Below are 19,972 nucleotides of genomic sequence, written 5' to 3'. Positions count from 1 at the left end.
ACCTGTGTTATAGGAAGCTGTTTTGCTTCGTTTTTTATTGTTTGCGTTGTTACTTATCAACCGAAAAGGGCAGAAGATAAGTCACGCAAATCGCCACTGCGCATTTATTGAGAAAGCCAATGATAATCATTTGCTTTAAAGAATCCGCCGAAGGTTTCAACTGCAATTGTAATAATGTGTAAGTGGGCTTGGAATCAATGGCTTACGGATAAAAATAACCTGTTAATTGCTAACGTTTTCATGTTTTTAAGGCGATATCAGGACGTTTTTGGCAAAGAAAGGTGTGCGGCTAGCAAGCCGGATTCACGGCAAAGTGAGGAAGATCGTCGAGAAAGTTGCTAAGTTTATGCTAATGCGTATGATTCTCATTCTTCTTGTATTTTCCGTGCGCGCACGCGCGCAACGGAGCCGTTCATCCATTGATGGAGTTGAGCATGAAATCGTTATTTAGCCCGCGCAAAGCCGCCTTAGCTGCAGCGATCGTCGCTGCTTTCAGCCTGACCGCTTGCCAGGCTCCGGCTAAAAAAGCCGAAGCGCCAGCCGCTGCTGCCAAGCCAGTTGATACTTCTCTGACCCAACGCACACTGGGCGATGGCCTGTATGAAATGGCGTACTCGCCTGCTGCGAAAGCGTTATACGTTGCCAGCGCGCAGAGCTTTAAAGACGTGAACGGCGGTGTGATTTATCGTCTCGACCCAAACACGCTGGAAACCAAAGGCGTGACTCATACCGATCTGAAAAACTTTGGTACGGCGATCGACGAAGCGGGCAGCGTGTTCTACACCACTAACTCGCTGGATGGCGCCATCTCGAAAGTGGATGCGCAGAGCGGCAAAGTGCTGGAACGTTTAGTCTTCCCAGGCAAGAAAGATAAAGAAGGTTATCCGGCGGGCGCGCGTGAAGTGCTGTGGCACGGCAACGAGTTGTATGTCGGTCGCGTGGCCGATCCGGGGTACATCTCGGTGGTTGACGTGAAAACATTCAAGCTGAAAGCCACCATCAAAAATGCAGGCAAATGGGTAACCGGCATCATCTATTCTCCGCTGACTGAGCGCATTTATGCGACCAACGGCGCGGGCGAGATTCTGGTAATCAATCCACGCACGCACAAAATTGAGAAGCGCTGGACGGCGGGCGACGGTAAAGAGTACTTGTTCCTGAATATGGCGGAAGATCCGGCAACAGGTCGCCTGTTCGTCACCGACGATTCGAAAGGCAAAGCCACGCTGGTGTTTGATGAGCGCACTGGCAAAGTGATCAAACGTATTGAAGGCGATGCGCTGGCTATCAAATTCAACGCCAAGCGTAATGAGATCTACATCAGCCAGCGCGAATCGAAGAAAGTGCTGCAGTTGGATGCCACCACGTACGCGGTAAAAAACAGCTGGTCGTTTGATAACAATCCAAACAGCCTGCTGATTGGCCCAGACAACAACACGCTATATGTAACGTTGAAAGCGGAGTTTAATAAAGACTCCTCAACCAAAGGCCAGGATCAGATTGCGCGCATCGCACTGAAATAATCCCCCTCAAGCTGTAGCGATAATTCATGCCCTCGTAAGAGGGCATTTTTGTTTTTGATGGCTTATAACTGTGCAGGTTAAGCTGTTTTCCCCTGTTAATGACGAATAAGGCGCTGGCTATGTTTAAAGGATTGAGTGCGTTTCCCCTGACTCCGCTGAATGCTTCTGGAATTGATGAGAAAGCTTTTCTTAATATCCTTGCGCGGCTCACGGCAGCAAAGGTCGATTCGCTTGGCGTGCTGGGTTCCACCGGCAGCTACGCCTATTTCACGCGCGAACAGCGCAAGCGGATTGCGACGCTTGCGGTGCAGCATGCAGACGCTATTCCAGTGATGGTCAGCATTGGCGCGGTGAGCACCGATGAAGTGCTGCGACTTGCCGAGGATGCGCAACAGGCTGGCGCCAGCGCGTTGCTGCTGCCCGCCGTTTCCTATCAGAAACTCACTGATGACGAAGTGTTTGGCCTGTATCAGGATGTCACGCGCCACGTTTCGCTGCCGGTATGCATTTATGACAATCCCGGCACCAGCCACTTTGTCTTCTCCGATGCGCTGCATGCGCGTATCGCCACGCTGCCGCATATCGCCTCCATTAAAATTCCCGGCGTGCCCGCCGATATCGCAGCGGCTACGCAACGGGTAAAGGCTTTGCGTGATCAATTACCGCAAGACGTCACCATTGGCGTCAGCGGCGATGCCTTTGCCGCAGTAGGCCTAATCGCCGGTTGTGAAGTGTGGTATTCAGTGTGCGGCGGACTGTTCCCGCGCACCGCTAAAGCAATGACAGATGCGGCGATGGCGGGCGATTTTGCGGCGGTAGCCGAACAGGGACAGCGGCTCGCACCGCTTTGGGCGCTGTTTACCCAACACGGCGGCAGTATTCGCGTCATCGCTGCGGCGGCCAGCGCGCTGGGTCTTGCTGAGTATGATTGCCTGCCGCGCCCACTGCGTTCGCTTTCGGCGGCGGATGTGGCGGAAGTGAAAAGGGTGATCACAGAGCTCGAGCTGGCGTAGTGATAATGAGTTGATTAACTGTGATCGCACTAATAGTTAATCTGATAATAGTTTCAATGGTTATTATTGTTTCCATCGAAGGCGCACAGCCTTCAAATCAAACAACCAAAGGAATACGACCATGAAAACTATCAAAACTCTGACTATCGCCGCTGCTGCCGCTCTTTCACTGATGTCTGCTGCCAGCTTCGCACAGACCGTTTCAGCTACCTCGCTGACTCTGGATGGTGCGGAAGCCAAAATCGCTGCGCAGGCTAAACAGAATGGTGAGCAATACAAAATTCTGGAAGCAAGCAACGGTAACGTCGTACATATGACTGCAGAACTTTACAAATAACGGATGGTTGCATACGGATGTGCCAGAACAGGTCGCCTACGGGCGGCCTTTTTTGTCGATAAAGCGCCAGTAACTGTATAGTTACGTAAGTTATCGTGATCGCACTAATGGTTAATATTGAAACGATAACATCAGTTATTATTATTCTCATCGAAGGCACACAGTCTTCTATTTAAACCACTAAGGATTATGACCATGAAAACTATCAAAACACTGTCTATCGCCGCCGTTGCTGCTCTTTCAATGATGTCTGCTGCTAGCTTTGCACAGAGCATTTCAGTTCAGTCTTCAACTCTGGATGGCGCAGAAGCGAAAATCGCTGCACAGGCTCAAGAGCAAGGCGCACAGTACAAAATCACCAGTGCCAACACTAACAACCGCGTACACATGACTGCAGAGCTGTACAAATAAGTTAGTCGCACAAGCCGTTGTGTTAAGGCCGCCTCCGGGCGGCTTTGTTGTATCTGCATGTCCGTAAATGGCTTGTGCATGTCCCGCCGCCCGCCTGCGCTCTGTGTATCATCAACCCAGTTCTCCTCTACACGGATATCGCATGAAAACCTACGTCAGCAAAAACTTCTCACCTGCCAAAGCCTGGGATGCCTTAGACATTGCCAACTTCGGCGGCACCAGCGTCCGTTTGCACTGGACCAATCAACCTTACAAGTGGCACATCAATGATGGCGAAGAGGTGTTTGCGGTGCTGGATGGCGCGGTAGAGATGCATTACCGCGAAGCGGGCGAGGTGCAGAAAGTGCTGCTTAATAGTGGCGACATTTTTTACGCCAGCATCGGCACCGAGCATGTTGCGCACCCGCAAGGCGAAGCGCGCGTGTTAGTAATCGAAAAAGAAGATTCGGTTTAACGCGCCACTAGCGCTTCAATCTCGGCTTTTGCCTGCAGCAGCGACGCCAGCAAATGCGCGAACTGCTCATCAAAACGCAATGCCGGTGCGGCAATTGCTAAAGCATAACGTTCACCTGCGCCGGTTTGCAGCGCCACGCTGATGCCGCAAACCCCGCGCGCATGCTCTTCACGATCAATGGCATAACCTTGCTTTCGCGTGACGGCGATATCTTTCAGCAGCGTCTTAGCATCTTGCAGCGTTTTCTCGGTGCGCACCTCTTTCAGCTGTGGCAGCAAGCTTGCCAGCGCCTCTTCAGATTGCTCCGCCAGTAACGCTTTGCCGTGTGCCGCGCAGTGTGAGGGAAACGCGGTGCTTACCGGCGATACCACGCGCAACTCCTGATCCGAAACAAATTGACTCACCAACACGGTATGGCTGCCGCGCCAGACGCAGAGATCCACGGTTTCACGCGTACGACGGCCGAGTGTCGCCATCGCCGGTTGTGCCAGCGCGATGATATCGGTATGCGCCGATGCCGCGAGACGAGCCAGCGCCGGACCCAATTTGATGCCATCGCTATCCTGCAACAACAGCTGTTGAGCGATCAGCGAGGTCACCAGCCGATGCACGGTGGTGCGTGGTAATGCAGTGATTTTCGCCAACGCCGACATAGTTAATCCCGCCGGACGATCTTCCAGCGCGCGCAAAATCGTGGCGGCCCGCGCGATCACCTGTGATCCGTTAGTTTCTGTTTCCACACTCATTTTTAAGGATTCCGTGCGTTTGAGCTGGCAACACTATAGCACGATGGCGCTCGGCGATTGACAGCGCCGCCGATTCCTCTAACACTGTCGTCCACTATTCGGTGTTTATGTCCATTATGTGGATATCAGGAGTTGATGTGTCATCCCTTAAACCTACCGGCGCATTTACCTTATTAGCGGTCAGTTGCCTGACGATTATGGTGGGCTGTGTGATTGTTCCCGGACTCAGCGAAATCGCTGCGCAACTTGGCGTCGCGCATTTGGCAAGCTGGCTGGTCACGCTGCCGTCGCTTGGCGTGGTACTGGCGGGTCCGTTAGCGGGACGTGCCATCGATCGCTGGGGCGCTTATCCACTTCTGCTCATCGGACTGTTTTGCTACGGCCTTTTCGGCGTCGCAGGCGCGTGGTTGCCTGGCGCGCTACCGCAGATCATCGATCGTCTTTTACTCGGCTGTGCCACCGCAATCGTGATGGCGGCGGGTACCAGCTTGATCGCCCGCTTCTACAGCGGTGAAGCGCGTCTGAAAATGATGGCGCGGCAAGGGATGTCGATCGAACTGGGTGGCGTACTGTTTCTGTTTATTGGCGGTATTCTGGCGTCGATCAGCTGGCGCTGGCCGTATGGGCTTTACCTGTTTGCCTGGCTGATGTTGCTGATGGTGTTTATCACCGTGCCACGCCCGCCGCAGTTGGCGGCATCTGAATCTGTAGATGAAAAGGTGGGTAGCAGCGATCGCGCGCTGCGTCCGGTTTTACTCGCCGCACTCTGCTCGATGATGTGTTTTTTCACCGCCGTGATCATGTTGCCGCAACGTTTTGCCGTGATGGGCATTGATGCCGCGCACATTGGCTATTTTCTCTCTTTCGTCTCGCTGGTGGCGGTGCTGGCCGCCGCCATCATGCCCGACGTGTCGCCGCGCTTTGGCAGTTATCCAACCTTAGTGATGGCGTTTATCTGTTATCTGCTGGCGCATCTGGAGTTTGTCGCTGCGCCAAACATGGTGCTGTTTATTCCGGGCGGCATTTTGCTGGGCATGGGATTTGGTCTGTCGATTCCGCTGGTAAATCATCTGACGGTGGAGATCAGCCAGCCGCAGGAACGCGGCCGTCAGCTGGCGCGTTTATCGATGGCGATTTTTTCCGGCCAGTTTCTCGCGGCCTTTATGGCGTATCTGCCCGGCGGTTTCGTCAGCGCCTTTGCCGCCGCCGCGCTGTTAGCGGCAGTCAACGTTCTTGCCATGGGGAAAGTGGGGCGCTCGGTCATCGTCTGATTTGATAATCGTGCGAAAAGTAACCGTATGCGCGCATCGGGCGCTGTATGGCGCGAGGCGAGTTTTATCCACAGGATAACGCCGACTCTACGCACGGGGATTGTGGATAACCTTGAGTGGTTTAGTTTTTTTGCGCGGAAGTAGGGCAAATCAGCAGAAAAAAGGGTTCACGCCGAACGTGAACCCTTAATGATTAATTACTGAGGCTGGCGACGCACCGGTGCGCCGTTGGCGACATAGTAAGGCACGTTTTCACGCGGTAACGGCGGGCGACCGCGAATCATGTCGGCAATTTTCTCGGCGATCATAATGGTTGGCGCGTTTAAGTTGCCGGTGGTGATTTGCGGCATGATCGACGCATCCACCACGCGCAAGCCCTCAACGCCGTGCACTTTCCCGTCATTCCCGACTACCGCCATATCGTGATAACCCATCGCATTCGAGCATGACGGGTGATAAGCGGTTTCAGCATGTTCACGCACGAATTTATCCAGCTCGTCATCACTTTGCACCGTTAAACCGGGTGAGATTTCTCGGCCACGGAACGGATCGAGTGCGCGCTGCGCGATGATGTCACGGGTGATGCGAATCGCCGCACGGAATTCACGCCAATCCTGATCGTCCGACATGTAGTTAAACAGGATGCTCGGATGTGCGTTCGGGTCCTTAGAAGTGACCTGCACGCGTCCCCGGCTTGGCGAGCGCATGGAGCCGACGTGCGCCTGGAAGCTGTGCGTTTTAATCGGATTCGAGCCGTTGTAGTTAATCGCCACCGGCAGGAAGTGATACTGAATATTCGGCCACTCAAACTCTTCGTCAGAGCGAATAAAACCACCCGCTTCAAACTGGTTGCTGGCACCGATGCCGCTGCCGTTGAATAACCATTCGGCACCAATCGCCGGTTGGTTGTGTAGCTTGAGCGCTGGCGCCAGCGAAACCGGCTGCTTGCACTCGTATTGCAGATACATTTCCAGATGATCCTGCAGGTTCGCGCCCACGCCCGGCAGATCGTGCACCAACGGGATATCCAGACTTTTCAGCAACTCAGCCGGACCAACACCCGAACGCTGTAACACCTGCGGCGAGGCAATCGCGCCAGCGCACAGCAGCACTTCACGCCGCGCGCGTGCTTCGTGCGGGTGATCTTTTTGCAGCCATTTAACGCCGCAGGCGCGTTTGTTATCAAACAGAATGCGGTCGGTCAGCGCGTGCACCTCAATCGTCAGATTCGGACGTGAACGCGCCTGATCGAGATAACCGCGTGCGGTGCTGGCGCGACGGCCTTTTGGCGTCACGGTTCTGTCCATCGGACCGAAACCTTCCTGCTGATAACCGTTCAGATCATCGGTACGCGGATAACCGGCCTGCACGCCTGCTTCCACCATGGCGTGGAACAGCACGTTGTTGCTGGATTTTGGCGTGGTGACGCTCACCGGGCCGCAATCGCCGTGATAGTCATTACCGCCGATATCGCGGCGCTCGGCGGCTTTGAAGTAAGGCAGGCAATCGAGATAGCTCCAGTTTTCCAGTCCCGGCTGCTTCGCCCAGTTATCGTAATCCAGCGCATTACCCCGGATGTAGCACATGCCGTTGATCAGCGACGATCCGCCCAGACCTTTGCCACGTCCGCACTCCATGCGACGGTTATTCATATGCGGCTCAGGATCGGTCTGGTAAGCCCAGTTATAGCGGCGGCCCTGCAGCGGGAAAGCCAGCGCGGCAGGCATCTGCGTGCGGAAATCCTGGCGATAATCCGGACCGCCCGCTTCCAGCAGCAGCACGCTGACGTTGGCGTCTTCGGTCAGGCGCGTGGCCAGCACGTTGCCGGCTGAACCCGCACCAATAATGATGTAGTCGTACTCCCTGGTGATGCTCATCTTGCGTTCCTTCGATTAAAACACGGAGGTGAACGGGTTCAGTTCAACCTGAATGGATTTGATGCGGGTGTAATGGGCGAGGGTAGAAATGCCGTTCTCGCGACCCACGCCAGACTGTTTGTAGCCGCCAACCGGCATTTGCGCTGGCGATTCGCCCCAGCTATTGATCCAGCAGATGCCGGCTTCAAGGCGGTGAATCACGCGGTGTGCGCTGGCCAGGTCTTTTGTGACCACGCCAGCCGCCAGGCCGAAGTGGGTATCGTTGGCGCGGCGGATTACTTCTTCTTCGTCGTCGTAGGTGAGGATGCTCATCACCGGGCCAAAGATCTCCTCTTTGACGATAGTGTGATGATCTTCGCAATCGGTGAAAATGGTCGGCTGCACCCACGCGCCTTGCGCATAAGCACCACGGGTTTCGCGCGCGCCGCCAATCAGCACTTTCGCGCCTTGCTGTTTGCCGAGTTCAATATAGCGCAGCACATTTTCCATGTGCGCGAAGCTCACCAGCGGGCCGAAGTTGGTGTCGGCGTCCATTGGCTGACCAAGGCGAATACGCTGCGCGCGCAGCAGCAGCGCCTGTTCCAGCGCCGCTTTTTGCGAATGATGCACAAACACGCGCGTGCCGTTGGTGCACACCTGGCCGGAGCTGTAGAAGTTCGCCATCATGGCGATATCGGCTGCTTGCTCAATATCCGCGTCCGGTAAAATCAACAGCGGCGATTTGCCGCCCAGCTCCATGGTCACTTCTTTCAGCGTCGAACCTGCCGCGCTCGCCATCACTTTTTTGCCGGTTTCAATGCCGCCGGTGAAGGAGATTTTGGCAATGCGCGGATGTTCGGTCAGCCATTGGCCCACTTCTCGGCCAGCGCCTTGCACTACGTTAAACACGCCGTCGGGCACGCCCGCTTCGGTGTAGATCTCCGCCAGTTTCAGCACGCTGAGCGGCGTGACTTCACTGGGCTTGAAGATCATGGCGTTACCTGCGGCCAGCGCGGGTGCGGATTTCCACAGCGCAATCTGAATCGGATAGTTCCACGCGCCAATGCCGACGGTGACGCCCAGCGGCTCACGGCGCGTGTAGAAGAAGCTTGTGTCGCGCAGCGGATACTGTTCGCCTTCGATGATGGTCGCCAGGCCAGCGTAATACTCCAGCACGTCAGCGCCGGTGACGATATCCACCGCCGAGGTTTCAGAGAGGGGCTTGCCGGTATCGAGGGTTTCCAGCTCGGCGAGTTCGTCATTGCGCTCACGCAGGATAGCGACGGCACGCAGCAAAATGCGTGAGCGCTCAGTGGCGGTCATCGCCGCCCAGATGCGCTGACCACGCTCGGCGCTTTCGACCGCGCGCTCCACGTCAGCCTGGGTGGCACGTTGCACCTGCGCCAGTACTTCACCGTTGGCGGGATTAATGGTATCGAAGGTCTCTTGTCCACTGGCATCGGTCAACTGACCGTCAATGTAGAGTTTTTGTGTTGGGTACTTTGCCATTCTCTTCTGTTCCTTAGCTATTGGCTCTTTTTGTTACGCAGCTGGCAGCGATGCCAGTTTTTCATCGACATAATCGCGGGCGATCAAGCAGGCCTGCTCTACATCAAAATCCTTTCCGGTCAGGCTGCCGCGCAGCCACAAACCATCAATCAACGCCGCCAGTCCGCGTGCGGATTTACGCGCCATTTCTTGCGACATCGCCTGACGAAACAGGCAGCAAATATTCGAGTAAAGACGACGATCGTTGAGGCGCTGCAGACGGCGCAATTCGCTGTTGTGCATGCTCGCGGCCCAGAAATCGAGCCAGGCACGCATTGAGTTCGCGCTGGTCTGGCTCGGATGGAAGTTGCCATCGATCACCGCATAAAGCTGGGCACGCAGATCCTGCTCTGGCACGTTTGCCCGACACTCGGCAATGCCATCGCGCAGATCGCGTAGGATCTTGCGCATCGTCGCGTTTAACAATCCCTCTTTATCACCAAAGTAGTGGCTCACGATCCCGGTCGACATGCCCGCCTCTTTAGCGACCTGCGACATGGTGATCCCCGCCAGCCCAACGTCGCCAATGGTTTCGAATGCGGCGTTAATCAGCTGCTCTTTGCGTTTCTCGGGGATTTCTTTGCGCACCGTCACGACTCCGATTTAATTTTTATTGAGGGGATTATTGATTGATTGAACGTTCAATCAATGTACTTTATGCTGCACGAATGTCAAATAAATGTGGCCGAATGTTAACTGAATGTTGCCATCCGGAGCCGCTGTTACCTGCACCAAGGAAATGAACCATGACAGTGAATAGTCAAAACTCCCTTAAACCAGAAGAAGAACCGATCCGCGTGAATTTCGCGGTATTCCTCAGCTCCGCCAGCGTAATCCTGGTGCTGGCCTTCATGATTGTGCTGTATCCCTCCGCCAGCCAGAAATGGCTTAACCATGCCCAGCTCTGGGTGGCGGATATGTTTGGCTGGTATTACATGCTGCTGATGGTGGTGTGTATGGTGTTTGTGTTCTGGCTGGCGCTGTCGCGTTTCGGCCAACTCAAACTCGGCCATGAGGATGAAAAACCGCAGTTTGGTTACGCCTCTTGGGTAGCGATGTTGTTCTCAGCCGGTATTGGTATTGCGCTGGTGTATTATGGCGCCTATGAACCGCTCGATCATTTCCTGCAACCGCCGGAAGGACAGGGCGGCACTGTCGAAGCGGCGCGCCAGGCGATGGCAATCACCTTCTTACATTGGGGGCTACATGGTTGGGCGTTGTATGCGTTGATCGCCACCGCGCTGGCGTGGTTTGCCTATCGCCGCGATCTGCCGCTGGCGCTTCGTTCCGCGCTCTATCCGCTGTTCGGTAAACGCATTCATGGCTGGATTGGTCACTTGGTGGATAGCTTTGGCATTCTGGTGACGGTGATTTCGATGGTGACCAACCTCGGCATCGGCGCGTTGCTGGTCAACTCCGGCCTTAACTATCTGTTCCACATTCCGCAAAACATCCACGTGTTAATGATTCTGATTGTGGTGATGATGATTGTGGCCACGCTGGCGGCGGTGACGGGCGTGGAGAAAGGCATCGCGATGCTCTCCAACATCAACGTCGGTTTCCTGTGTTTGCTGCTGCTGTTCGTGTTTGTAGCCGGACCGACGATGACGCTGGTTAACGGCATGATGCAGAACGTCGGGGATTATCTCACCTCGATTGTCGGCAAAAGCTTCGATCTTTACCTGTACGGTAAGGCGCGTCAGTGGCAGGGCGCATGGACGCTGTTCTACTGGGCGTGGTGGGTTGCCTGGGCGCCTTTTGTGGGCCTGTTTATCGCGCGCATCTCCAAAGGTCGTACTATCCGCGAATTGATCTTTGGCGTGCTGCTGATTCCGCTGGGCTTCACGCTGGCGTGGCTGTCGCTGTTCGGCAATACCGCCATCAGTCTGGTGCTGGAAGGTGGACATGCCATTCTCGGCGAAATCGCGCTGAGCGATCCGCCGATGGCGGTGTTTAAGATGTTTGAGTATCTGCCGTTTACCCAGATTGTGGCTGGATTCACTATCCTGATCAGCTTTGTGCTGTTCCTGACGCCAGTCGATTCCGGCACGCTGATGATTGCCAATCTGTCGAGCAAAGGCGGAAGCGTGAGCGATGATGCGCCTGCCTGGCTGCGTATCTTCTGGGCATGCGTTACCACACTGGTGTGCGCCGGTCTGTTGTATGCCGGAAGCTTCAGCGCGATGCAAACGGCGGTGGTGCTGTGCGGATTGCCATTCTCGATCGTAATCGTGCTGTATATGGCGAGTTTGTATAAAGACCTGCATCAAATGGCGCCAGCGGAACTTGCCGCCGCGATGAATCAGAAAAACAGTTCAACGCAGTAAATTTCGTAAGGTCGCCATTCCTGGCGACCGTTTTACGCTTAACTGATCGCATTCACAAAGCGGCGCGTTATCTGCTGTGGACGCGTAATCGCGCCGCCCACCACCACCGCATGTGCGCCCAGCGCCAGACAATGTGCCGCCATTTCCGGGGTTTCAACATTCCCTTCGGCAATCACCGGCACCGTTACCGCAGCTAAAACATCTCGCAGGAAGCGGCAATCATCGGCGGCCAGATAGCAGCCTTGCGTTTCTGCGGTGTAACCGTACAGCGTGGTGCCGACACAATCGAAACCTAATTCCGCTGCCTTGCGCGCTTCTTCCACCGTGGCGATATCAGCCATCAGCAGCAGTTGCGGATAGCGCTGGCGAATCTCTGCCACCAATGCCGGCAGTTGCAAATCGCCAGGACGCGTGTGCAGCGTGGCATCCAGCGCAATCATCGCCGGATTCGCCACCATCAACTCATCCACTTCCCGCAGCGTCGCGGTGATATACACATCGCTGCTGGGATAGTCGCGTTTAATAATGGCGATAATCGGCAAATCCACAGTTTGCATAATCTGCTGCACGTCGATCAGGCTGTTGGCGCGAATCGCTGCTGCGCCGCCTTCCATTGCCGCCAACGCCATGCGCGACATAATAAACGGGCTGTGTAACGGCTCATCTTCCAGAGCCTGACACGAGACCACCAGTTTTCCCTGAATCTGGGCCAGCATCGGTGCTTTCATAGCGCGAGTAACTCCTCTACTTCATTTTTGATAATGGTGACGTGCGGGCCATAAATTACCTGCACGCCTTTGCCACGTTGGATCACGGCGCGTGCGCCGGTGGCTTTCAATGCGTTTTCATCGAGCTTGCTGCTGTCGATTAGCGTGATGCGCAGACGCGTGGCGCAGCAATCCAGTTCGGCGATGTTCTGTTTGCCACCTAAAGCCGCGATGACCTGCAGTGGACGTTCTCCGGCGACCATCGGCGCTGTTTCAATGCTGGCATCTTCACGGCCCGGCGTTTTGAAATTGAAGCGGGTGATCAGCAGGCGGAATGTAAAGTAATAGAGCAGGAACCACGGCACGCCAACCAGCGGGACATACCACCAATGGGTTTTCGCTTCGCCCTGTAATACGCCGAACAGAATGAAATCGATCAAGCCGCCGGAGAAGGTTTGGCCAATGGTGATGTGCAGGATGTGGGCGATCATAAATGCCAGCCCATCAAACAGCGCGTGGATGACATACAGCACCGGCGCGATAAACAGGAACGAGAACTCAATAGGTTCGGTGATGCCGGTCAGGAAAGAGGTCAGCGCCGCCGACAGCAGCAAACCCGCCACGCGTTGGCGGTTTTCCGGTTTGGCAGTGTGATACATCGCCAGACACGCGCCGATCAGGCCAAACATCATGGTGATGAAGCGTCCGGACATAAAACGCGCGGTGCCAACATAGAATTGCTGGGTATTGGGATCGGCAAGCTGGGCGAAGAAGATGCGCTGCGTGCCTTCCACCAGATGTCCGTTGACCACTTCGCTGCCGCCGAGCGCGGTGGTCCAGAATGGCAGATAGAAGATGTGATGCAGGCCGAACGGGCCGAGCATGCGCAGCACGAAGCCGTAGATAAAGGTGCCGAAATAGCCGGTGGCATCCACCAAGCCGCCCAGGCCAAAAATCAGCTTCTGGAAATGCGGCCAGACAATGGTCATCGCCGCGCCCACCAGAATGGCGACCAGGGAACTGATAATTGGCACGAAGCGCGAGCCACCAAAGAAACCAAGGAACTGCGGCAAGGCGATTTTGTTGTAGCGGTTATGCAGCATGGCCGTCACCAGCCCGATCACCACGCCACCAAATACGCCGGTTTCCAGGGTTTGAATGCCAAGCGCCATACCTTGTCCTACCGCGCTAAGGTTGCCCTGCGCCAGCACGCCGGTTAGCGACAGCAGCGCATTAATGGTGGCGTTCATCACCAGATAAGCCAGCAGCGACGCCAATCCAGCGGTGCCTTTGTCGCTCTTAGCCAATCCTACTGCTACCCCAACCGCAAACAGCACCGCGAGGTTGGCGAACACCACTGAACCGGCGCTTGCCATAATGGTGAACACGCCTTGCAGCCAGGCGACATCGAGGAACGGATAGGCTTTGATAGTATTGGGATTGGAGAGTGCGCCGCCAATGCCCAGCAGTAACCCGGCTGCCGGTAGCACGGCGATCGGTAACATGAATGACTTGCCAAAACGCTGGGCTTTTTCGAACCAACCTCCTGAAGAGGTGCCGCTGAAGATAGATGACATAAATTTTTATCCCTGAAGTGATGTTGTGGTAAAAATTATTACCACAATCTAATTCATCAGGTGAAAATTTCCATCATTATTGTGATAGCTTTCACTTATGCTCTAATCTGCTGCACACTGTGCGCCATTAATGCCGTGAACCAGAGAGACCGCCATGACGGACAATGAAAACATCTTGCTTCACTTGCGCCAGGGCTTGCCGGGCTACAGTCCGACGCTGCAAAAGCTGGGCGATTTCATCCTCACCGACCCGCAAAAAGTGCTGTATCTCACCATCACCGAACTGGCGCGCGAGACCGACACCAGCGAAGCGAGCGTGACGCGGCTGTGTCGTCATCTCGGCTGCAAAGGCTATACCGAATTCAAAATGGCGCTGGCGCTGGATGTGCAACACAATCAGCCCGCCGCGATTGCCAGCGGTGACAGCATCGACATGCTGGTGGAGGAAACGGTGCAGGCGCTGCGGGATACCGGGAAATTCATCAACCGCGAGGTGTTACAGCTTGCGGTGGAAGCGCTGCATCAGGCTAAAACCATTCAGATCTACGGCGTGGCGGCCAGCGCGATTACCGGCGAGTATCTGCACTATCGCCTGTTGCGCTTAGGCAAATCGGCACAGCTATTTGGTGATATGCATCGCGCGGCGATGAATGCCTCGACGCTGAAAGAGGGCGATTTGGTGATCGCCATCTCCGCTTCGGGTTCGACCAAAGATGTGATGCATGTGGTGAAGGTGGCGAAAAAGCAAAACGCGCGCGTGCTGATGCTGAGTAATACGCTGCGCAGCCCGATGGGCAGCTTAGCCGATATGCTGCTGGTGGCCGCACGGCCGGAAGGCCCGTTCAACGCCGGTGCGTTGAGCGGCAAAGTGGGCGCGATGCTGCTGGTGGAAGTGCTGATTAACGAGTTGATGACGCACGATGCACGCTATCTGGCGGCGAGCCAGCAAACGGCGACTGCGACGTTGCCGATGTTGATGTGAGTGGGATGGCGGAAGGTCGCCATGAATGGCGACCCTACGGCGTGAGATTTAATTATTCGCTGGCTAACGCCGCCACCGGATCCATGCGTGCGGCTTTGCGCGCGGGAAGATAACCAAAAATCATGCCGATAATGGTGGAGCAGGCAAAGGCCGCGCCCGCCGATTGCCACGAGAAGATCGCCGTAATCATGCCGCCCGCCAGCAGGCTGATAATCGGTCCAATCACCAGCGCTAACGCGACACCGAGCGATCCGCCCACCAGACAGACCAGAACCGCTTCGATCATAAACTGCTGCATGATGTCGCCGCGTCGTGCGCCCACCGCCATGCGCACGCCGATTTCATGGGTACGCTCCGTTACCGACACCAGCATGATGTTCATCACGCCGATGCTACCAATCATCAACGCAATCGAGGCGACCAGCAAAATCAGCAGCGTTAAGGTCGCGGCGGCATCTTCAATCGCTTTACGGTATTTATCCCGGTTGAACACCAGGAAATCTTTGGTGCCGTGACGCGCGGTCAGCAGTTGCGTCAGCGATTCCACCGCCGGGCCGCTCACCACATCGTCCTTGAGTTTAATGCTGATGCTGGTCAGCGCGGTTTGCCCGCTGATGCGATACATCACGGTGCTCCACGGCAGCCACACGCTGAGACGATTGGGCGACATGCCATCGTTATTATCCGCCACGCCAATCACCCGCACCGGCACCGAACCCAGCACGATCATCTTACCAATTGGGCTTTCGCCGTTTTCGCCGAACAGTTTGTTGCGCGTGTTGGTATCAATAATGATCTCCTGGCGCGCGTGACGTTCATCGCTGAAGTTGCTGCCTTCCAGCAGTTTGATGCCCTGAATCTGGAAATACTCTTTACCGACGCCATACACCGAGGTTTTTGATGAGTTGGAGAGATAGCGAATCGGCTGATTGGCGATCATCTCCGGACTGACCGCCGCAACAAACTGCTGACGCCCAATCACGTCGGCATCCGACATGACCAGCGTCAGCACCGGATGCGCTTCATCCTCGACGAAATCACCGCCGGCATAAATCGACACCACGTTAGTGCCGAGCCCGGAAATACTCTCCAGCGTTTTTTGCCGTGCGCCCTGGCCGAGCGCCACCACGGTAACCACCGCCGCGATGCCAAAAATAATCCCGGTCATGGTCAGCGCGGTGCGCAGCCGATGCGCGTTCATGGCATTCAGCGCCATGCGCAATGATTCTCGTAGGCGGTCGAGAAAGCCGCGCAGCTTGCTCTGACTTTTGCGCGCGGCGGGTATATATTGCGCGCGGTTGGCATCTGGTTTGCGGCCGCTGTCGGCAAAAATCTCGCCGTCCTGAATCTCAATAATGCGATCGGCGTGCTGCGCCACTTTCATGTCATGCGTCACGATGATCACCGTGTGACCTTCGCGATTGAGATCGTGCAGGATGCGCAGCACCTCTTCGCCGGAGTGTGAATCCAGCGCGCCGGTCGGTTCATCGGCAAGAATGATTTCGGCACCGTTAATCAGTGCGCGCGCAATACTGACGCGCTGCTGCTGGCCGCCGGACAACTCGCCCGGTTTGTGATGCTCGCGGCCCTGCAAACCTAAACGTGCCAGCAGATCTGCCGCGCGCTGCAGCCGCGCTTTGCCCTGCAGATTGGCGTAGATCGACGGGATTTCAACGTTGCTCAGGGCGCTGAGATCCGGCATCAGATGGTAGCGCTGGAAGATAAAGCCGATGTGTTCGCGGCGTACTTTCGCCAATGCATCCGGCGACAGCGTGGCGGTGTTCTGACCACCAATCAAATAGTCGCCGCTATCTGGCGCATCAAGGCAGCCGAGGATGTTCAGCAGCGTTGATTTACCCGAACCAGACGGCCCGATAATCGCCACCAGTTCGCCGCTGGCGATACTCAGGTTAATATTCTTCAGCACATGCAGAGATTGCGAACCGTTAACATAGCTGCGCTGAATGTTTTTCAGTTCGATAATATTCACATCACCACCTTGTCAGCGCCCGCCGTCTGCGTGGCAAGGATCACTTTCTCACCGGCCTTTAAGCCACTTAGCACCTGAATATCAACGCTGTCAGTGATGCCGGTGGTGATGATGCGTTTCACCGCTTGGTTATCCTGATCCGGGACTTCCACGTAGGTTTTGCCGTCAGCATCTTTCTTTGTCGCCTGCACCGGCACCAGCAACGCATCTTTCACCGCATCACGGATGAGATTGACCTGCGCGGTCATGGAGATACGTAACGCGTTGTCCGGATTTGGCACATCCAGCAGGGCGTTGTAGTAAACGGCCGCATTGGTGCTGCTGCTCGACGCGCTCTCGCTATTGCCCATCAGCGCGTCATCTTTCATTACCGATTCCGGTGCCAGTTCGAGGCTGCGCAGCGTGGCGTTGTAGCGCTTGTCCGGATTGGAGAAAGTGGTGAACCATGCTTGCTGGCCGGGCTGCACATTGTTGATGTCGGCTTCGGAAATCTGCACTTTAATCGTCATAGTGCCAAGCTGCGCCAGCTTGGCGATGGTCGGTGCCGTTTGCACCGCGTTCACCGTTTGGCCTTGCTTAGTGACAATGGCGATAACCGTGCCGTCCATGGGCGCCATGATGCGGGTATATCCGAGATCGAGTTGCTTCTTGTCTACCTCGATTTGCGCCTGAATCACGCGCGCTTTCTGCGCCGTCAGTTCTGCGCGTGCGCTGCGCCAATCTTCTTCGGCGGTATCAAAATCCTGACGCGAGATCGCATTGGTTTTAATCATCTGCTGCAAGCGTTGATATTGCGCTTGCTGTCGCACCAGCGCAGCTTCGCGGGTTTCCAGATCGGCCTGCGCCACGCTCAGCGCCGCTTGGGCATTGCGCAAATCGCTGCGCTGTGGCTGGTCGTCAATCTCGGCGATCAGCTGTCCCTTGCTGACGCGATCGCCCGCTTTGATATAGAGCTTTTTTACCTGCCCGGAAACCTGCGCACCGACGTTGACGCGTTCAATCGCATCCATTTTGCCGGTGGCGGCAATCACGTTTTCGATATTGCCCTGGCGCACCTGGGCGGTGACCACCGCGTTGGGTTTGTTGCGTGAACCGGCGTAATGCCAGATCAACAGCAGGAGAATGACGGCAGCGAGCGTGGCGAACAGCCACTTTTTCGAGATATTGAGCATAAGCGTCCCTTTTATGAAGTGAGAATCATAATCACTTCAGGGAACAAACTGGAGAAAATTCTCATGATAAAAAAAACTTTAAATTTTACCGAATAGAAATGGCGGCTGAGTTGTTTACAGCGTATCTGAGTCAATGTTTGCCTCAGCACTGAGTTCAATCCATGACACGCCATGAGGATTAACCATGAATACGATGATGAAGTTACGCTGGTTAGCGCTGCCCGTATTACTAATGACGCTGCATGCGCCTGCAGCACTGGCAATGGGCGATGATGACAGCGACAAAAAGACGCCGGATTGCCCGAAAGGCCAGGTTTATGACAGCAAATCTAAATCCTGCGTGCCGGAGAAAACCAGCATGCTGAGCGACAGCGACAAAACCAATTACGCCTATCACCTGGCGAAAAAGGGCGAGTATCAAGCGGCGATCAACTTGCTGGATACGCTGCATAATCAGAACACCAAAGAAGCCTGGAACTATCGCGGGTATGCCACGCGTAAGCTGGGTAAAACCGACGAAGGCATGGCCTATTATCAGAAATCGATCGCGCTCGATCCGAAATATGCCAAAGTGCGCGAATATTTAGGCGAGGCCTGGATGATCAAAGGTCGGCCAGATTTGGCGAAAGAGCAGCTCACCATCATTAAATCGCTGTGTGGCGTGGATTGCGAAGAGTACCGCGACCTTAACGCCGCGATTCAGGGCCATCCGGAAGCCTGATGAACGCCGCACTTAGAGGACGAAAACATCACTAGCACTGAAGTCCGCCAGCATTTAGCGGCGCATCTGGCCCGCCTGTGGCGCTACGCCATGGTGCTGTCACGCAACCGCGATGTCGCCGAAGAACTGGTGCAATCCACTTGCGTCCGGGCGCTGGAACGCAGCGCCCAGTACACGCCCGGCACGCGTATCGATCGCTGGCTGTTTAGCGTGCTGCATTCGGTATGGATTAATGAACTGCGCGCGCAGCGGGTGCGCCTCGGGCAAGGCTTTGTCGACAGCGACGAGCTTGTTGCTGCGGATCAGCAACAGCATGATGAGCAACGCCGGCAATACGCCAAAGTGATGCAGCGGGTGAGTCAGTTGCCCGAAGCGCAGCGCAATGCGGTATTCCTGGTTTACGTCGAAGGATTCACCTATCAGGAAGCCGCCGACACGTTGGCGGTGCCGATTGGCACCATCATGAGTCGCCTTGCGGCGGCGCGCACTACCTTAGCCAGCGCAGCCACTTTGCGCCCGGCAGCACAGGAGAAACGTTTGTGAAGGCTGCACGTTTTAGTTCGCCTTATGCGGACGAGGCCATCGTCGCCTGGCTGGATGGCGAGATGCGCGCGGATGAAGCGCTGGCGTTTGAGAATGAACTCAAGCGCAGTGAAGCGCTGTCGGCACGCACTGCCGAGTTGATGAAGAGCAATCAACCTTTTGCTGAAGCCTTTGCGTCAATGCTGGATGACGCACCGCTGGAACGCATGGCACCGCGCTTAGCGCATCTGCTGGCAACGACGCCGTCCGCGCCGCAGGTCAGCCGCCGCGCGCTGATCGCCGCTTCGGTGAGTTTTTTGCTGGTGGGCAGCAGTATCGGTTTTCTGGCGCGACCGGCAATCAAAGCTGAGCAGGGTGAAAGCGAAAAGATCCGTGAGCTGGAAGCACAATACATGTCGCTGTACAGCGCGGAAACGCTGGCCGACGTCGACAGTTCACCGCCGGTGTTGCAGCAATCGCTGGCGCGTACCGCGCGCGATCTTGATCTGCATTTCACGCCAGCGCAGTTAACGCTGCCGGAAGCGACGCTGAAGAGTGTGCGCATGCTGCGTTATGACGATGCGCTGATTACGCAGATTGCCTGGAATCACAGCAGCTACGGCCCGATGGCGCTGTGTATTTCGCGCGAAGAGCATCAGCAAACCACCGATTTGGCGCAGGAGAAACGGCAGGGAATGAATGTGGTGTGGTGGCACAAAGCGGGATATCAATATGTACTGATTGGCCGAAATCCTGCGCAGCAGTTGAAAAAGACCGCGCAGGCGTTAATGCAGGCGATACTGACGTAGGGTCGC

At 55.6% G+C, this 19,972-nt stretch carries 19 protein-coding genes; 11 read left to right on the top strand and 8 right to left on the bottom strand.

The features are described from left to right. Positions 1-434: 434 nt before the first annotated feature. The 5 genes from NR302_RS22640 (at position 435) to NR302_RS22620 (ending at position 3,738) form a co-directional block, all read left to right on the top strand. The gene (locus tag NR302_RS22640; RefSeq protein ID WP_154157498.1) at positions 435-1,523 is read left to right on the top strand and encodes a YncE family protein; all 1,089 of its coding nucleotides are present in this window, start codon (positions 435-437) and stop codon (positions 1,521-1,523) included. Positions 1,524-1,642: 119 nt separating this feature from the next. Next, entirely contained in the window at positions 1,643-2,536 is an 894-nt protein-coding gene (locus NR302_RS22635; protein ID WP_258145372.1) for a dihydrodipicolinate synthase family protein, read from the top strand. Between the two features lie 121 nt (positions 2,537-2,657). Further along, complete coding sequence (locus NR302_RS22630; protein ID WP_007890154.1) at positions 2,658-2,873, top strand: YdgH/BhsA/McbA-like domain containing protein; 216 nt, start codon at positions 2,658-2,660, stop codon at positions 2,871-2,873. Between the two features lie 195 nt (positions 2,874-3,068). Continuing rightward, positions 3,069-3,284 (top strand): YdgH/BhsA/McbA-like domain containing protein, encoded by a 216-nt coding sequence (locus NR302_RS22625; RefSeq protein WP_154157496.1) that lies wholly within the window; start codon positions 3,069-3,071, stop codon positions 3,282-3,284. 142 nt (positions 3,285-3,426) lie between these two features. After that, positions 3,427-3,738, top strand: coding sequence for a cupin domain-containing protein (locus NR302_RS22620; protein WP_258145371.1), 312 nt, complete (start codon positions 3,427-3,429; stop codon positions 3,736-3,738). Here NR302_RS22620 and NR302_RS22615 read toward each other — a convergent pair. Beyond that, positions 3,735-4,484 (bottom strand): IclR family transcriptional regulator, encoded by a 750-nt coding sequence (locus NR302_RS22615; RefSeq protein ID WP_258145370.1) that lies wholly within the window; start codon positions 4,482-4,484, stop codon positions 3,735-3,737. The two genes, NR302_RS22620 and NR302_RS22615, sit on opposite strands and share 4 nt — an antisense overlap. A 137-nt stretch (positions 4,485-4,621) precedes the next feature. On the opposite strand from NR302_RS22615, the gene NR302_RS22610 reads away from it, so the two are divergent. Continuing rightward, entirely contained in the window at positions 4,622-5,755 is a 1,134-nt protein-coding gene (locus NR302_RS22610) for an MFS transporter (RefSeq protein ID WP_258145369.1), read from the top strand. Between the two features lie 197 nt (positions 5,756-5,952). Here the strand turns inward: NR302_RS22610 and betA are convergent, their stop codons facing one another. From betA to betI, 3 genes are read right to left on the bottom strand one after another with little or no spacing between them, the layout of a single operon-like run. Further along, a complete protein-coding gene (gene betA / locus NR302_RS22605; protein ID WP_258145368.1) occupies positions 5,953-7,632 on the bottom strand; it encodes a choline dehydrogenase in 1,680 nt (559 codons plus the stop codon). Between the two features lie 15 nt (positions 7,633-7,647). Further along, positions 7,648-9,120 (bottom strand): betaine-aldehyde dehydrogenase, encoded by a 1,473-nt coding sequence (gene betB / locus NR302_RS22600; RefSeq protein ID WP_258145367.1) that lies wholly within the window; start codon positions 9,118-9,120, stop codon positions 7,648-7,650. Positions 9,121-9,153: 33 nt separating this feature from the next. Continuing rightward, positions 9,154-9,747: a transcriptional regulator BetI gene (betI, locus tag NR302_RS22595; RefSeq protein WP_258145366.1), complete on the bottom strand. Its 594-nt coding sequence runs from the start codon at positions 9,745-9,747 to the stop codon at positions 9,154-9,156. 158 nt (positions 9,748-9,905) lie between these two features. Here betI and NR302_RS22590 point away from each other — a divergent pair, with 158 nt between their 5' ends. Continuing rightward, the gene (locus tag NR302_RS22590) at positions 9,906-11,486 is read left to right on the top strand and encodes a BCCT family transporter (RefSeq protein ID WP_258145365.1); all 1,581 of its coding nucleotides are present in this window, start codon (positions 9,906-9,908) and stop codon (positions 11,484-11,486) included. A gap of 38 nt (positions 11,487-11,524) precedes the next feature. Here NR302_RS22590 and NR302_RS22585 read toward each other — a convergent pair whose 3' ends face one another. Together NR302_RS22585 and NR302_RS22580 are read right to left on the bottom strand one after the other, a co-directional pair. Next, positions 11,525-12,214, bottom strand: coding sequence for an N-acetylmannosamine-6-phosphate 2-epimerase (locus tag NR302_RS22585; protein WP_258145364.1), 690 nt, complete (start codon positions 12,212-12,214; stop codon positions 11,525-11,527). Beyond that, on the bottom strand, positions 12,211-13,770 hold the full coding sequence (locus NR302_RS22580; RefSeq protein ID WP_258145363.1) for a PTS transporter subunit EIIC: 1,560 nt from the start codon (positions 13,768-13,770) through the stop codon (positions 12,211-12,213). The genes NR302_RS22585 and NR302_RS22580 overlap by 4 nt, the downstream gene beginning before the upstream one ends. Before the next feature lie 154 nt (positions 13,771-13,924). On the opposite strand from NR302_RS22580, the gene NR302_RS22575 reads away from it, so the two are divergent. Next, complete coding sequence (locus tag NR302_RS22575) at positions 13,925-14,752, top strand: MurR/RpiR family transcriptional regulator (RefSeq protein WP_258145362.1); 828 nt, start codon at positions 13,925-13,927, stop codon at positions 14,750-14,752. 52 nt (positions 14,753-14,804) lie between these two features. Here NR302_RS22575 and NR302_RS22570 read toward each other — a convergent pair whose 3' ends face one another. Both NR302_RS22570 and NR302_RS22565 read right to left on the bottom strand, forming a co-directional pair. Further along, positions 14,805-16,742 (bottom strand): MacB family efflux pump subunit, encoded by a 1,938-nt coding sequence (locus NR302_RS22570; protein WP_258145361.1) that lies wholly within the window; start codon positions 16,740-16,742, stop codon positions 14,805-14,807. After that, positions 16,739-17,914 (bottom strand): efflux RND transporter periplasmic adaptor subunit, encoded by a 1,176-nt coding sequence (locus NR302_RS22565; RefSeq protein WP_258145360.1) that lies wholly within the window; start codon positions 17,912-17,914, stop codon positions 16,739-16,741. Before NR302_RS22565 ends, NR302_RS22570 begins: the two co-directional genes overlap by 4 nt. 184 nt (positions 17,915-18,098) lie before the next feature. Here NR302_RS22565 and NR302_RS22560 point away from each other — a divergent pair, with 184 nt between their 5' ends. The 3 genes from NR302_RS22560 to NR302_RS22550 are packed head-to-tail and all read left to right on the top strand — an operon-like array spanning position 18,099 to position 19,966. Next, the gene (locus tag NR302_RS22560; RefSeq protein WP_154157487.1) at positions 18,099-18,635 is read left to right on the top strand and encodes a tetratricopeptide repeat protein; all 537 of its coding nucleotides are present in this window, start codon (positions 18,099-18,101) and stop codon (positions 18,633-18,635) included. Between the two features lie 27 nt (positions 18,636-18,662). After that, complete coding sequence (locus NR302_RS22555) at positions 18,663-19,178, top strand: sigma-70 family RNA polymerase sigma factor (RefSeq protein WP_374990664.1); 516 nt, start codon at positions 18,663-18,665, stop codon at positions 19,176-19,178. Further along, entirely contained in the window at positions 19,175-19,966 is a 792-nt protein-coding gene (locus NR302_RS22550) for an anti-sigma factor (RefSeq protein ID WP_258145358.1), read from the top strand. Before NR302_RS22555 ends, NR302_RS22550 begins: the two co-directional genes overlap by 4 nt. Positions 19,967-19,972: the final 6 nt, after the last annotated feature.

It is taken from the genome of Pantoea sp. SOD02 (genome assembly GCF_024707505.1).
Taxonomy (GTDB): domain Bacteria; phylum Pseudomonadota; class Gammaproteobacteria; order Enterobacterales; family Enterobacteriaceae; genus Pantoea; species Pantoea symbiotica.
Note: the sequence above shows the minus strand (reverse complement) of the source record. Positions and strands in the feature narration are given on the sequence as shown.

Bases quoted from the DNA above. Each gene is read 5' to 3' on its own strand.
- NR302_RS22640 (WP_154157498.1), top strand. From the start codon at position 435: ATGAAATCGTTATTTAGCCCGCGCAAAGCCGCCTTAGCTGCAGCGATC.
- NR302_RS22635 (WP_258145372.1), top strand. From the start codon at position 1,643: ATGTTTAAAGGATTGAGTGCGTTTCCCCTGACTCCGCTGAATGCTTCT.
- NR302_RS22630 (WP_007890154.1), top strand. From the start codon at position 2,658: ATGAAAACTATCAAAACTCTGACTATCGCCGCTGCTGCCGCTCTTTCA.
- NR302_RS22625 (WP_154157496.1), top strand. From the start codon at position 3,069: ATGAAAACTATCAAAACACTGTCTATCGCCGCCGTTGCTGCTCTTTCA.
- NR302_RS22620 (WP_258145371.1), top strand. From the start codon at position 3,427: ATGAAAACCTACGTCAGCAAAAACTTCTCACCTGCCAAAGCCTGGGAT.
- NR302_RS22615 (WP_258145370.1), bottom strand. From the start codon at position 4,484: ATGAGTGTGGAAACAGAAACTAACGGATCACAGGTGATCGCGCGGGCC.
- betA (WP_258145368.1), bottom strand. From the start codon at position 7,632: ATGAGCATCACCAGGGAGTACGACTACATCATTATTGGTGCGGGTTCA.
- betB (WP_258145367.1), bottom strand. From the start codon at position 9,120: ATGGCAAAGTACCCAACACAAAAACTCTACATTGACGGTCAGTTGACC.
- NR302_RS22590 (WP_258145365.1), top strand. From the start codon at position 9,906: ATGACAGTGAATAGTCAAAACTCCCTTAAACCAGAAGAAGAACCGATC.
- NR302_RS22585 (WP_258145364.1), bottom strand. From the start codon at position 12,214: ATGAAAGCACCGATGCTGGCCCAGATTCAGGGAAAACTGGTGGTCTCG.
- NR302_RS22580 (WP_258145363.1), bottom strand. From the start codon at position 13,770: ATGTCATCTATCTTCAGCGGCACCTCTTCAGGAGGTTGGTTCGAAAAA.
- NR302_RS22575 (WP_258145362.1), top strand. From the start codon at position 13,925: ATGACGGACAATGAAAACATCTTGCTTCACTTGCGCCAGGGCTTGCCG.
- NR302_RS22565 (WP_258145360.1), bottom strand. From the start codon at position 17,914: ATGCTCAATATCTCGAAAAAGTGGCTGTTCGCCACGCTCGCTGCCGTC.
- NR302_RS22560 (WP_154157487.1), top strand. From the start codon at position 18,099: ATGAATACGATGATGAAGTTACGCTGGTTAGCGCTGCCCGTATTACTA.